The sequence below is a fragment of the Streptomyces sp. NPDC048192 genome, assembly GCF_043202415.1.
Taxonomy (GTDB): Bacteria; Actinomycetota; Actinomycetes; order Streptomycetales; family Streptomycetaceae; genus Streptomyces.
Genome location: NZ_JBIDAL010000014.1, coordinates 205,476 through 218,204, shown reverse-complemented (window position 1 = coordinate 218,204; position 12,729 = coordinate 205,476). Strand labels below are relative to the sequence as shown.

12 protein-coding genes are annotated in these 12,729 nt (G+C 71.9%); 2 read left to right on the top strand and 10 right to left on the bottom strand.

Features of this window, described 5'->3' with window-relative positions; genetic code table 11:
- Positions 1-127: 127 nt before the first annotated feature.
- The 9 genes from ACGFZN_RS28960 to ACGFZN_RS28920 form a co-directional block, all read right to left on the bottom strand.
- Complete coding sequence (locus ACGFZN_RS28960; RefSeq protein WP_393861407.1) at positions 128-538, bottom strand: hypothetical protein; 411 nt, start codon at positions 536-538, stop codon at positions 128-130.
- A 35-nt stretch (positions 539-573) separates the two neighbouring features.
- Positions 574-819 (bottom strand): hypothetical protein, encoded by a 246-nt coding sequence (locus ACGFZN_RS28955; RefSeq protein WP_393861406.1) that lies wholly within the window; start codon positions 817-819, stop codon positions 574-576.
- Positions 820-954: 135 nt separating this feature from the next.
- Complete coding sequence (locus ACGFZN_RS28950; protein WP_393861405.1) at positions 955-2,367, bottom strand: condensation domain-containing protein; 1,413 nt, start codon at positions 2,365-2,367, stop codon at positions 955-957.
- A 131-nt stretch (positions 2,368-2,498) separates the two neighbouring features.
- On the bottom strand, positions 2,499-3,365 hold the full coding sequence (locus ACGFZN_RS28945) for a tyrosinase family protein (RefSeq protein ID WP_393861404.1): 867 nt from the start codon (positions 3,363-3,365) through the stop codon (positions 2,499-2,501).
- A gap of 113 nt (positions 3,366-3,478) precedes the next feature.
- The gene (locus ACGFZN_RS28940; protein WP_393861403.1) at positions 3,479-4,435 is read right to left on the bottom strand and encodes an ABC transporter substrate-binding protein; all 957 of its coding nucleotides are present in this window, start codon (positions 4,433-4,435) and stop codon (positions 3,479-3,481) included.
- A 1-nt stretch (position 4,436) separates the two neighbouring features.
- Positions 4,437-6,383, bottom strand: coding sequence for an ABC transporter permease (locus ACGFZN_RS28935; RefSeq protein WP_393861402.1), 1,947 nt, complete (start codon positions 6,381-6,383; stop codon positions 4,437-4,439).
- Positions 6,383-7,480, bottom strand: a complete 1,098-nt coding sequence (locus ACGFZN_RS28930; RefSeq protein ID WP_393861401.1) for a glycine betaine/L-proline ABC transporter ATP-binding protein — start codon at positions 7,478-7,480, stop codon at positions 6,383-6,385. The genes ACGFZN_RS28935 and ACGFZN_RS28930 overlap by 1 nt, the downstream gene beginning before the upstream one ends.
- Positions 7,477-9,009: a GMC family oxidoreductase gene (locus ACGFZN_RS28925; RefSeq protein ID WP_393861400.1), complete on the bottom strand. Its 1,533-nt coding sequence runs from the start codon at positions 9,007-9,009 to the stop codon at positions 7,477-7,479. Before ACGFZN_RS28925 ends, ACGFZN_RS28930 begins: the two co-directional genes overlap by 4 nt.
- Positions 9,010-9,057: 48 nt before the next feature.
- A complete protein-coding gene (locus ACGFZN_RS28920) occupies positions 9,058-10,578 on the bottom strand; it encodes an aldehyde dehydrogenase family protein (RefSeq protein WP_393861399.1) in 1,521 nt (506 codons plus the stop codon).
- Positions 10,579-10,866: 288 nt separating this feature from the next.
- Between ACGFZN_RS28920 and ACGFZN_RS28915 the strand changes: the two genes are divergently transcribed.
- Together ACGFZN_RS28915 and ACGFZN_RS28910 are read left to right on the top strand one after the other, a co-directional pair.
- On the top strand, positions 10,867-11,031 hold the full coding sequence (locus tag ACGFZN_RS28915; protein WP_393861398.1) for a hypothetical protein: 165 nt from the start codon (positions 10,867-10,869) through the stop codon (positions 11,029-11,031).
- A gap of 23 nt (positions 11,032-11,054) precedes the next feature.
- A complete protein-coding gene (locus ACGFZN_RS28910) occupies positions 11,055-11,717 on the top strand; it encodes a DUF2637 domain-containing protein (protein WP_393861397.1) in 663 nt (220 codons plus the stop codon).
- A 28-nt stretch (positions 11,718-11,745) separates the two neighbouring features.
- Here ACGFZN_RS28910 and ACGFZN_RS28905 read toward each other — a convergent pair whose 3' ends face one another.
- Positions 11,746-12,705 carry a LysR family transcriptional regulator gene (locus ACGFZN_RS28905; RefSeq protein WP_393861396.1) on the bottom strand — a complete coding sequence of 320 codons (960 nt, stop codon included), beginning with the start codon at positions 12,703-12,705 and terminating at the stop codon, positions 11,746-11,748.
- Positions 12,706-12,729: the final 24 nt, after the last annotated feature.

Here is a 12,729-nt window from a genome sequence, read left to right as displayed (position 1 = left end):
TGACCCTTTCGTGTCCAGGCGGAAGGCCCGGGTTGACTACTTACCGTGAGCATATACACACCATCTGTAGTCAATGAAGGATCCGCGCCCGCGTCTCGCGCGTCGGCCCCCATCTGCCGTATCGGCGTCAGGTGGGGTCGATCGGCAGCAGCCGGCCCAGGGGGCCCAACGCGGAGTCGTCGGCGGTGTCCTGGTCCGGCACCCGCTGCGCCGGCGCCGTCTGCTCGGCAGCCTCCGGGGGCGCCACTCCGACCGTCTCCGGAGAGCAGGTCACCGTGGGCCCGAGCCGCTCCTGCCCCTGCCCGAGAAAGGCGGGCAGCAGCACCGGCTGGACCGGCTTGCAGGTCTCCTGGTGCGGCAGGGCGCCGCCTTCGGGGACCTGCCCCTTGATCCGCTGGGTGCAGGTGAGGTCGCCCATGAGATTGCGCGTACAGGCCCCCGGACCCGCCGCGGCGTACGCCGGGGTGAGGCCGGCGCAGGCCGCGACGATGCCGCCGACGATTCCCGTGACGGCCGCGATCTTCTTCCCGCTGATCATCTGATCCGCTTTCCGTTGATGAGTGGCCGCCGGCCTCAGCCCGTGAACGCGTTGTTGTACTGGTGGCAGTTGGTGTCCAGGGTGCCGGCGAGGCCGAGCACGCCGACCGGGACGTCGTTCTCGGACACCGTCTGCGGGCTGCACTCCTGGTAGGGGCGGTAGACGTCGGACACCTGGGGTCCGCTGTCGTAGGCGTCGGCCACGGCGGGTACGGCGCCCATGGCGGAGAGTCCGCCGGCGGCCGCCACTGCTGCGATCACGACCTTCTGAAGCTTGCGCATGGAACCCTCGGTCCTTTGCTCTTGCTGCGGAACTGGTTGCTTACTGCGACTGTGCGAACACTAACAGTAGTGGCGCGAGGGCTCCGCATCCGCTGTCGGCATTGCCCAACACGGGTGAATCGGAAGAAAGTTGCGTCAGGACAGCGCCAGCTCCGCGAGCCGGGGACGATCGGCCGCGGGCGCGGAGAGGATCAGATCGCGCAGCGCCTCGGCATACCGCCGCACGTTCTTGTACGCGATGTCCGTGTCCGGGTAGCGGCAGGCGAACCACAGTCCCTCGTGCAACCGGTTGACCCAGGCGCACAGTTGGTCGCCGTACGACACCCGGATCAGCCCGTACGCCTTCTGGTCGGCCCAGGCGTGCGCGCCGGGGACGGCCCGGGCGTCGACGTAGGAGACGATCGAGTACATGTCGGGCGAGGTCGGCCTGAAGTCCGCGCCCAGCAGCCGCAGTACGCGGGCCAGCGGGATACGGGCCAGCGTCCGGTTGGCCCGCAGTTCGGCGCGGACCGCGCCGAGCGCTTCCGTCAGGTCCCCCGCCGCGGGGATCTCGATCGGTGCGCCGCCGACGTACCAGCCCACCGAGTCCGACCACGCGGACTTCATCCGGGTGTGGAACGGCACCACGGTGCGGTAGACCGGTTGCCCGCCCAGCTCGTGGACGATCAGGCTGGTCGCCGCCAGGATGCCGACCAGGCTGCCGCCGTAGGGACGGCAGTACGCCTCGAACGCGGCGGCGGCGTCCGCGCCGACGAGCGGCTCGCACATCAGCTTCTGGGTGGGCAGCGCGCCCCCGGGCCGCACTCCGAGGTCGACGGGGAACTCCGGGAGCCTGCCGTCGCAGCGGCCGATGAACTCCCGCCAGCGCGCGACGATCGCGTGGGTGTCGTCGATGCCGTCGGCGTTGGTCCGCTCCTGCTCGCAGAAGTCGACGTAACTCCCCACCGGCGGCGTGCTGACAGGCCGTCCGGTGACGCCCGCCGTGTACAGCTCGTGCACCTCGGCCGGGATGCGGTGAATCGAGTAGGCGTCGACGTTGGTGTGGTCGAAGGCCATGTACACGCTGGTGGAGTCCTCGCGCAGGACCGCCGCGTAGATGAGGTTCGGCCAGCCGAGCGCGTCCGCCGCGGCATCGAACCGGTCCTGGAGGTACCGGGTCAGCGCGTCCGCGTCGGTGAAGTCGCCGATCACCTCGCGGTGCAGGGACACGTCGTGCTCGTCGAGCGTGAACCGGTGCATGTCGTCGCCGGCCCACCGGAAGCCGCTGCGCAGGGTCTCGTGGCGCAGCGTCCAGCCGCGCAACGCCTCCTGCAGGGCGTCGAGATCGGCCCGGCCCGGCAGGTCGAACGCGGTGCCGAGCCAGGTCGGTACGAACAGCCCGTCCTCGCGCACCGAGCGCGCCGTCCTGATGTGCGACTCCTGGATGTACGCCGGCGGCCGGGGATCGGGGGGCAGCGCTGCCGCGGCCGCGATGGTCGCCGGGCTGAACCTCCACTCGACGAGCCGCCCGGGCCGGACCTCGCAGCGCTGGATGTCAGAAATTCGCACGGTGGCGTCTCCTTCGCAGAAGACACCAGCTTGATCAAGGGGACGCCGTTCGCGAGCGGAGGCCGCTGTGTCGCCGGGTTTTCAGCGGGACGTGTGACAGCTCGAACGCGGAAGCGACGCCCGGTCCGGCGTCACTCATAGCGGTAGATCCCGCTCATGTCCTCGAGTTGGGCCGGTGTGACGTTCCACGGCGGCAGCCGCTCGTCCCGCGCCACGATCCGGCCGTGCTGCGGGTCGCGCGGGCCCGGCGGCAGAGCCGGGAGGTAGCGGTGCCCGGGGTGGCGCAACTGCCAGCGGGTCCACTGCAGATCGACGAAGGAGTGATGCAGCCAGAACACCGGGTCGTTGGGGGACGCGGCGCTGAGCATCACGCCGCCGACCCAGTGGTGCACCCGGTTGTGGTTGAGCCAGGAGGCGCTGCCGCGGCCGCTGCCCCATCCCTCGAGCCGGTTGCGGAAGCCCCTGGTGGACTCGGAGTTCCAGGGCCAGGTGTCGTAGACGGGGTCGGCCAGCGCGGAGTCGAGGTCGCGGCCGGTCGGCAGGTCGAAGGGCCTCGCGGGGCGGCCGAGGTCGCGGGTGAGGTAGGGCACGTCGGTGACGTTCTCGGTGATCTTCCAGTGGCCCGCCCGGTAGGCGAACGGGCCGGTCATCACCTGCCGGTCCGAGCGCCGCCCGGTGCCGCCGAGCAGATCATCGGTCCACGGCACCGAGTGCGGCGAGCGGTCCCGCGTCCAGTCCCAGTACGGCACCGTCACCGACGCGTCCACCCGGCGCAGCGCCTGCTCGAACTCGAACAGGAGCTTGCGGTGCCAGGGCAGGAAGGAGGGCGCCATGTGGGCGGTGCGCAGCCGGTGTTCACCGTCGCTGGAGTTGTACGCGATGTGCGTCCGCACGAACTCGTCGTACTCTCCGCGGCGTTTGACCTCCAGGACGGCGGCCACGAACCGCCGCCGCTCGGCACGGGTCAGCGTGTTGACGTTCCTGCGCGTGTAGATCACGAGCGCCTCCCTCGGGCATGGGCCGAAGGGTTAACCGCGTGACACCGCTCCTGGTCACCGCCGGTGGAGCGGACCGGTGACCAAAGGCCGCCGGCCCGCCCCGGAAGCGGTGGTCAGGACAGCCACTTCTTCCACACGGAAGGGTGGCTGTCCACCCACTTCTTCGCGGCGTCCTGCGGGGACAGCTTCCGGTCGGCGATCATCAGGGAGACCTCGTTCTGGTCCTCGGTGGTCCACCGGAACTTCTTCAGGAAGGCCGCCGCCTTGCCGCCCGACCGGGCGAAGCCGGCGTTGAGGTACTTCTGCAGCGGGGTGTGCGGGTAGGCGCAGGCGACCTTCGCCGCGTCCGCGTCGCAGCCCTCCTTGTACGGCGGCAGTTTCACCTCCGTCATGGGGACCTTCTCGAACAGCCACTGGGGTGCGTACCAGTAGGTCAGGAAGGGCTTCTTCTCCTTGGCGAACTGCTTGATCTGGGTGATCTGGGCGGCCTCGGAGCCGGCGAAGACGACCTGGTAGTCCAGCTTGAGGTTCTTCACCAGGGCCTTGTCGTTGGTGACGTAGGACGGGGAGCCGTCCATCAGCTGGCCCTTGCCGCCGCTCTCCGCGGTGCGGAAGAGGGAGGCGTACTTGTCGAGGTTCTTCCAGTTCGTGATGTCCGGGTGCTGCCTGACGAGGTAGGTGGGGACGTACCAGCCGATGTGGCCGGTCACCCCGAGGCCGCCGGCCCGCTGGATCGTCTTCTTGTCCTCGACGTACCGCTTCTCCTGGTCCGGGTGGCCCCAGTCCTCCAGGAGGGCGTCGACCCGGCCCTGGCTGAGCGCGTCCCAGGCGGGCACCTCGTCGACCTGGACGGTGTCCACGTGGTAGCCGAGCTCGTGCTGAAGGAGGTACTGGGCGACGGCCACGTTGGCCTGCGCGCCCACCCAGGACTGCACGGAGAGGGTCACGGACTTCGTGCCGCCCGCGTTCGCGAACGGCGAGGCCTGCTTGGTCATGTCGGCGGCGCCGCAGCCGGTCGCGGTCAGCAGCACCAGCGAGCCCAGCACGGCGGTGGTCGTACGGCGTCGCATGTCAGGCTCCCTTCTTGGCGCGTCGCCCGGTCGGCTGGGTCACCCGGTCCAGCATCAGGCCCAGGCAGACGATCGCGGCGCCGGCCACCAGACCGGTCGCCAGGTCGCCCTGGGCCAGGCCGAAGACGACGTTGTAGCCGAGGGCGCCGCCGCCCACCAGGCCGCCGATGATGACGACGGCGAGGACCAGGACGACGCCCTGGTTGACGGCGAGCAGCAACGACCGCCGGGCGAGCGGGAGCTGGATCTGCCACAGCTGCTGCCGGCCGGTGGCGCCGAGCGAGCGCGCCGACTCCAGCGCGGCCGGGTCGACCTGGCGCAGGCCCTGCGCGGTGATCCGGACGACGGCCGGCAGGGCGTAGACGACGGCCGCGGCGACGGCGGGGGCGCGGCCCACGCCGAACAGGGCGACGACCGGGATCAGGTACACGAACTGCGGCATGGTCTGGAAGACGTCCAGGACCGGGCGCAGGGCGCGTTCGACGCGGTCGCTGCGGGCGGCGGCGATGCCGGTCGCGAAGCCGAGGACCAGCGTCACGGCGACGGCCGCCAGCACCTGGGAGAGCGTGTCGAGGGCGGGCTGCCAGACGCCGAGCACACCGATCGCGGCCATGGCGAGGACGGCGGTCAGCGCGGTGCGCCAGGTGCCGATCGTCCAGGCCAGGGCGGCGACGATCAGCAGCACCGACCACCAGGGCAGCCACTCCAGGCCGCCGCGCACCGGGTCGAGGACCCAGGTGGTGAAGTGGCCGGCCCAGTCGGCCGTGCCGCCGACGACCGGGACGCCGGAGTAGAGGTGGTTGGTCATCCAGTCCACCGCGCGGTCGACCGGTGCGGCGATGTCCAGCGTCCAGCCGGACGGCCAGTCCAGGCGGCCGAGGAGCCGGGCGGCCAGCGCTGCGGCCACGGTCACGGCGAGGGCGTAGACCCAGCCGACGGTCTTCGGCCGGGCGGCGGAGTCGTCCGCCGCTCCGGCCGCCGCCGTCACGCGGTCCAGGACGACCGCCAGCAGCACGATGGGGATGCCGGCGGCGAGGGCCTGGCCGACGTCGACCGAGGCGAGCGCCTGGTAGACGCGGTCGCCGAGGCCGCCGGCGCCGATGACCGAGGCGATGACGGCCATGGACAGCGCCATCATGATCGTCTGGTTGAGGCCGAGGAGGAGTTCGGCCCGGGCCAGCGGGATGCGGGCGGTCAGCAGCCGCTGGCGGCGGGTCGCGCCGAGCGACTCCACGGCCTCCAGGACCTCGGGGTCGGCCCCGCGCAGGCCGAGGGCGGTGAGGCGGGCCATCGGCGGGGCGGCGTACACGACGGTGGCGAGGACGGCCGCGGGGACGCCGATGCCGAAGACCAGGACGACGGGGAGGAGGTAGGCGAACGCGGGGAGCACCTGCATGGTGTCCAGGACCGGGCGCAGGGCGCGGTCCATGCGGTCGGACAGGCCGGCGGCGAGGCCGAGGAGCACACCGACGGCCACGGAGGCGAGGACCGCGACCACCATCAGGGCGAGGGTCTGCATGGTCGGGACCCACATGCCGAGGGCGCCGCAGGCCAGGAAGGCGACGGCCGTGCCGGCGGCGAGGCGGGGGCCGGCGACCCGCCAGGCGACGAGGGCGCCGAGGACCGTGACGCCGGGCCAGCCCGCGGCGAGGAGGGTGAGGTAGACGGCGCGTACGGCCACGACGACGGCGTTGCTGAGGTGGCCGAGGAAGTACAGGAACAGCGGGTGGCTGTCCCGGTGGTCGATGACCCAGTCGCTGGCGCCGGTGAGGGGCTTGGTGACGCTGACCGTCAGCTCGTGCGGCCAGGCGGCGCCGGGCCAGTGGCCGGCGGCCCAGGGCGCCAGGACCGCGGCGAACAGGGCGAGCAGGAGGAGTTTGCCCGCGGTGCGGCTCTTCAGGACGCGGGGGGTGCCGGTGCGGGAGGCCGGGACGGTGAGCGCTGCCATCAGACGGCCTCCGGGCTGGTGCGGGGGGAGGGCAGGGTGGCCACGCCGGAGACCACTGCCAGCAGCCGCTCGTGGTCGACCACGCCCAGGCACCGGCCCTCGTCCATCACCCGTGCGGGCGCGCCGGCGCGGGCCACCGCCTCGATCGCCTCGGCGACCGTCGCCTCGGGGCGGACCGCGGGGCCGTGGTCCGGGTCCTCGGCGGCGGCCGGGCGCATGGCCGTACGGCAGGTCATGACCTGTTCGCGCGGTACGTCGCGGACGAACGCGCGGACGTAGTCGTCGGCCGGGGAGCCGACGATCTCCTCCGGGGTGCCGAGCTGGACGACCTTGCCGTCGCGCATCAGGGCGATGCGGTCGCCGAGCTTCAGGGCCTCGGAGAGGTCGTGGGTGATGAAGACCATCGTGCGGCCCTCCTCGCGATGCAGGCGGGCTACCTCGTCCTGCATGTCGCGCCGGATGAGCGGGTCGAGGGCGCTGAACGGCTCGTCGAACAGCAGCACTTCGGGGTCGGCGGCCAGGGCGCGGGCCAGGCCGACGCGCTGGCGCTGGCCGCCGGAGAGCTGGCCGGGGCGGCGCTGCTCCATGCCGTCGAGGCCGACCTTGGCGACGACCTCGGCGGCCCGCGCGCGCCGCTCGGCCTTGCCGACGCCCTGGATCTGCAGGCCGTAGGCCACGTTGTCGAGGACCGTGCGGTGCGGGAGCAGGCCGAAGTGCTGGAAGACCATGGCGGCCCGGTGCCGGCGCAGTTCGCGCAGCCGGGCCCGGTCCATCGCGCGGACGTCCTCGCCGTCGATGGAGATGGTGCCCGCCGTCGGTTCGATGAGGCGGGTGAGGCAGCGCACCAGGGTGGACTTGCCGGAGCCGGACAGGCCCATGACGACGAAGACCTCGCCCTTGCGCACGTCGAAGGAGACGTCCCGGACGGCCGCCGTGCAGCCGGTGCGGGTGCGCAGCTCGGCGGGTTCCAGTGCGGCCAGTTCGGGGTCGGCGGGGATCCGGTCCGGCTTGGGGCCGAAGACCTTCCACAGCCCGGAGACGGAGAACACGGGGGCGTCGGTGGTGGGCGGCTTGCGGGTGGGCACGGTGAGGGTCATCGGACGTCACCTCCGATCAGGTCGACGGCCTTCTCCCCGACCATGAGCACCCCGATCATCGGGTTGACGGCGGTCATGGTGGGGAAGACGGACGCGTCGGCGATGCGTATGCCGTCGAGGCCGCGGATCCTCAGCTCCGGGTCCACTACGGCGAGTTCGTCGTCGGCGGCGCCCATCCTGCAGGTGCCGGCCGGGTGGTACACGGTGTGCGCGACCTTGCGGGCGTACTCGCTCAGTTCGGCGTCGCCCTGGACCTCGGGCCCGGGGCACACCTCGCGCTTGAGCCAGCCCGCCAGCGGCTCGGTCTTCGCGATCTCGCGGGCGATGCGGATGCCGTCGACCAGGGTCCGGCCGTCGTAGTCGTCCTCGTCGGTGAAGTACCGGAAGTCCAGGGCGGGCTTGACGGACGGGTCGGCGCTGGTCAGGTACAGGCGGCCGCGGCTCTTCGGCTTGGGGATGTTCGGGGTCATGGAGACGCCGTGCCGCGGGCGTTCGTAGCCGAGGCGCTCGGGGTTGTCGGTGAACGGGACCTGGTAGAAGTGGAACATCAGGTCGGGTCCGGCGTGTGCGGGGTCGCGGCGCACGAACAGGCCCGCGTCGGAGTCCATCGCGGAGTTCTCCGGGATCGGCCCGTGGGTCTCCCAGACGATGACCGACTCGGGGTGGTCCAGCAGGTTCTCGCCGACGCCGGGCAGGTCGTGCACCACCGGGATGCCGAGGGCCTCGAGGTCCGCGCGGGGGCCGATGCCCGAGTGCAGCAGCAGCCGCGGGGAGTCGATGGCGCCCGCGCACAGCACGACCTCGCTGCGGGCGCGGACCAGCAGCTCCTCGCCGTCCTTGGTGCGCACGTGGACGCCCTCGGCCCGGCCCCCGGTGATCCGGAGCCGGTACGCCCAGGTCTCCAGCAGGATCGTCAGGTTGGGGCGCTCGTCCATCACCGGGTGCAGGTACGCCACCGAGGCCGAGGACCGCTTGTTGTTCTCGGGGTGGTAGGCGAGGTCGAAGAAGCCGACGCCCTCGGTGAACGGCTTGCGGTTGAAGCCCTCGACGCGGGGTACCCCGAGCGCGGCCTGGGCGGCGTCGACGAAGTCGCGGGCGATGGCGTTCCGGTCCTTCTCGTCGACGGAGACGATGTTGTTCTTCAGGCGGGCGTAGTAGGCCTCCATGGGGACGGCGCCCCAGCCCTTGGCGCCGGCCTCCTCCCACTCGTCCCAGTCGGACGGCAGCGGCTTGAAGGAGATGAGGGTGTTGTGCGAGGAGCAGCCGCCGAGGACGCGGGCGCGGCTGTGCCGGATGTGGGAGTTGCCGCGCGGCTGCTCCACCGTCGGGTAGTCGTAGTCGAGGTCGCCGCCGAGCAGGCCCATCCAGCGGCGCAGGGTGAGGACGTCGTCGCGGCCGACGTCGCTGGGGCCGCCCTCGATGACGGCGACGGTGACGTCGGGGTCCTCGGTGAGGCGCGAGGCGATGACGGAGCCCGCGGTGCCGCCGCCGATGACGACGTAGTCGTAGACGTGGGGGGTGTGGGACATGGGGGTACTACTCCAGGGGGTGTTTCGGGGAGGCCGGGGGAAGGGTGCTCAGCCGGCGAACCAGCGCACCGGCTTCGGCGCGAGGTTCTGGTAGACGTGCTTGGTCTCGCGGTACTCGGCGAGCCCGGCGGGCCCCAGCTCGCGGCCGGTGCCGCTCCTGCCGAAGCCGCCCCACTCCGCCTGCGGCAGATAGGGGTGGAAGTCGTTGATCCAGACGGTGCCGTGGCGCAGGCGGGCCGCGACACGCCGGGCCCTGCCGGGGTCGGACGTCCACACGGCGCCGGCGAGGCCGTACTCGGTGTCGTTGGCGAGGAAGACGGCCTCGTCCTCGGTGCGGAAGGTCTCCACGGTGAGGACCGGGCCGAAGACCTCCTCCCGGACGACCTTCATCTCGCGGTGGCAGGCGTCGAGGACGGTCGGCTCGTAGAAGTAGCCGGCCGCGGGGCGCTCGGGTGACGGCTCCGGGCGGGTGCCGCCGCAGCGCAGTACGGCGCCCTCGGTGAGCGCGGAGGCGACGTACGCCTCGACCTTGGCGCGCTGCTGCTCGGAGACGAGCGGGCCGCACTCCACGCCGTCCTCGGTGCCGCGGCCGAGCCTGATCCGCTGGGCGCGGCGGGCGAGTTCGGCGACGAAGCGGTCCCGGACCGGCTCCTCGACGATGAGCCGGGAGCCCGCCGAGCAGACCTGGCCGCTGTGGATGAAGGCGGCGTTGAGGGCCTGGTCGACGGCGGTGTCGAAGCCCTCGTCGGTGGCGCAGGCGTCGGCGAAGACCACGTTGGGGTTCTTGCCGCCGAGTTCGAGGGCGACCTTCTTCACGGTGGGGGCGGCGGCCTGGGCCACCTTGGTGCCGCTGACCAGGCCGCCGGTGAAGGAGACCAGGTCGACGCCGGGGTGCTCGGCGAGGCGGGCGCCGACGGTGTGGCCGGGGCCGGTGACGATGTTGACGACGCCCGCGGGCAGGCCTGCCTCCTGCAGCAGCTCGATCAGCGCGACGGTGGTCAGCGGAGTGATCTCGCTGGGCTTGATCACGAAGGTGTTGCCGGCGGCGAGGGCCGGGGCGATCTTCCAGCTGGCCTGGAGGAGCGGGTAGTTCCAGGGGGTGATCAGCGCGCAGACGCCGACCGGCTCGTGCACGACGACGCTGTGGATGTCGGGGGAGCCCGCGTCCACGACCCGGCCGGGCGCCTCGGCGGCGACCAGGTCGGCGAAGTAGCGGAAGGCGTCGGCGACGCAGTCGATGTCGATCCGGCCCTCCTCCACGGTCTTGCCCGCGTCCCGGCTCTCCAGCAGGCCGAGTACCTCGCGGTCGCGCAGGAGGAGGCCGGCGACGCGGCGCAGCAGGGCGGCGCGTTCGGCGACCGGGGTGCGGGGCCAGGGGCCGTGGTCGAAGGCCTGCCGGGCGGCGGCGACCGCACGCTCGGCGTCCTTCTCGTCGCCCTCGGCGACCACGGCGAACGGCCGGGCGTCCGCGGGGTCGAGGATCTCGCGGGTGGCGCCGGAGATCGCCGGCAGCCACTCGCCTCCCGCGTGGATGGTCGCCTGGGGGTGTCGTTCGGTTCTGTCCGCCATTGCTCGGTGTTGCCTTCCGTTCCTGATCGGTGCCCCTGGGTGACAGGGGTGTCACGCTCGGGGACCGTCGCCGCCTGCCCAGGACCGGCGCGCCGCATGCGCAATCGACGGTCAAAAGTGCGCGGCATCACATCAGCGCATGCCCCGATCATCGACGGACCGGGCATTTGATTTCACCTCTCCCGGAATGTTCACGGAATGCGATCACCCCCCTTCCGGGTTACCCGCATTCCCCCGAATGCCCCAAAGCCCTCCCCCGTCGATCATCGTTAAGCGACCGTGATGCGATTGGACTGGCACCCGAGCGAGGATCACCGGACGACCCCGCTGCGCTGGGGCGGCGAAGCCGATCCCCTGTCCTGCTCGGACCTGCTCGACGATTTCCTGAAGAGAATCAATACGATGGAAAAGGAATATCGGCGGACCATGACAGATCTGTACACGGCATCCTGAGTCAGGCGCGGAAGGATTTACCGATGGACAGAATTCAGCAGGACGCCGGTCTGTACGATCACGCCTGGAACACCGTCCCGGATCCGGGCATCGCGCAGAACGACTGGGACCCGGTCGAGGAACTGGCCCAGATGCTGTCCGCGCCGACCACGGTGAACCCCGTCACCACCCCGCTGGACATCCCCGCCCCGCGCAGGAGCAGCCGGCGCCGGATGCGCCAGGAGTCGCACCTGCTCGACGGCGGCCGGCGTTTCACCCACATCACGCTGCTGATCATGACGGTCACCCTGTGCGCGGTGGGCATGCTGGCCTGGTCCGTCTGCTACTCCTACGGGCAGCTGCGCGGAATCGCCTCGTCGGTGCTGCCCACGCGTCTGGCGCAGTGCTGGCCGCTGACGGTGTACGGACCGTGGTTCGTGGCGGCGCTGTCGGTCGTGCGGGCCACCGCCCAGCGCCGGAGCGCGCGGCGGTCCTGGTGCATCGTGCTGGCCGCTTCCGCGATGGCCGTGGCGTTGTGCGTCAGCCACTCGTCCCATGCGCTGCTCTCGTTAGTGATCTTCGGGATTCCGCCGGTCACCGCGCTGGTGTGCTTCTGGGAACTGGTCGGCCAGATCTCGACCAAGAGCCGGCCGCGGCATGCCACCCGCCCGGATCCGGGACCGCCGTCCAAGGACACCAACCGCTGACCGGAGCCGCGCGCGCCGCCAGGAGAAGCTAGGTGTGCTGCTCCGGGACGGCGCGCGCGGACCCGGTTGGGGGGACGTTGCGCGATGCCTCGGTCATCAGCTCCCGTACGCACTGCCGCAGCCAGGCGTGGGCGGGGTCGGCGTCGTGCCGGGGGTGCCAGGCGAAGCCCACCTCGGCGAGGGGCAGCCGCAGGGGGATGCCGAAGACGACCAGGCCGAGGGTCTCGGCCATCGAGCGGCCGTAGGACGTGATCAGCCCGATCAGGTCGGTCTCGCGCAGCACGAACAGTGAGGCCGGGAAGCTGCCGACGGTGCCCACCACCCGGCGGGCGAGGCCGAGTTCGGCAAGGGCGTCGTCGATCGGCCCGCGCTGCCTGCCGCGCCGGGAGACGACGAGGTGCCCCGCCGCACCGGCGAACCGCTCGGGCGTCAACTCCCCCTCCAGCAGCGGGTGTCCGGGCCGTACGACGCCCAGCATGCGCTCTTCGTACACCGTCTCCACGTGCACCTCGGGCGAGGTCGTGTCGATCACCCCGATCTCCAGGTCGGCGGTGCCCTGGCGCAGGAACGGCGCGTCCACGTGGCTCTCGGTGAGAAAGCGCAGCCGGATCCCGGGCGCCTCGCGGGCGGCGCGGGCGAAGAGGGCGGCGCCGTGCGTGGCGGCCATCGCGTCCTGACCGAGGACCGTGAAGGTGCGGGTCACCGTGCGCAGGTCGGCGTCCCGGCCCGGCGCGAACAGGGCCCGCGCCCGCTCCACCACCGCGCTCACCTCGGCCCGCACCGCCAGCGCGTGCGGGGTGGGCACCATCCGCCGGCCGGCGCGCACCAGGATCGGATCGCCGAGCGCCCTGCGGATCCGGCCGAGGGTCCGGCTCATCGCGGGCTCCGACAGATGCAGCCGCCGGGCGGCGCCCTGCACGCTCTGCTCCTCCAGCAGCACGTCCAGCGCGAGCAGCAGATTCAGGTCCAGCCCGGTGGATTGCGTCATGTGCAGGCGTCCCTTGCGAAGGTT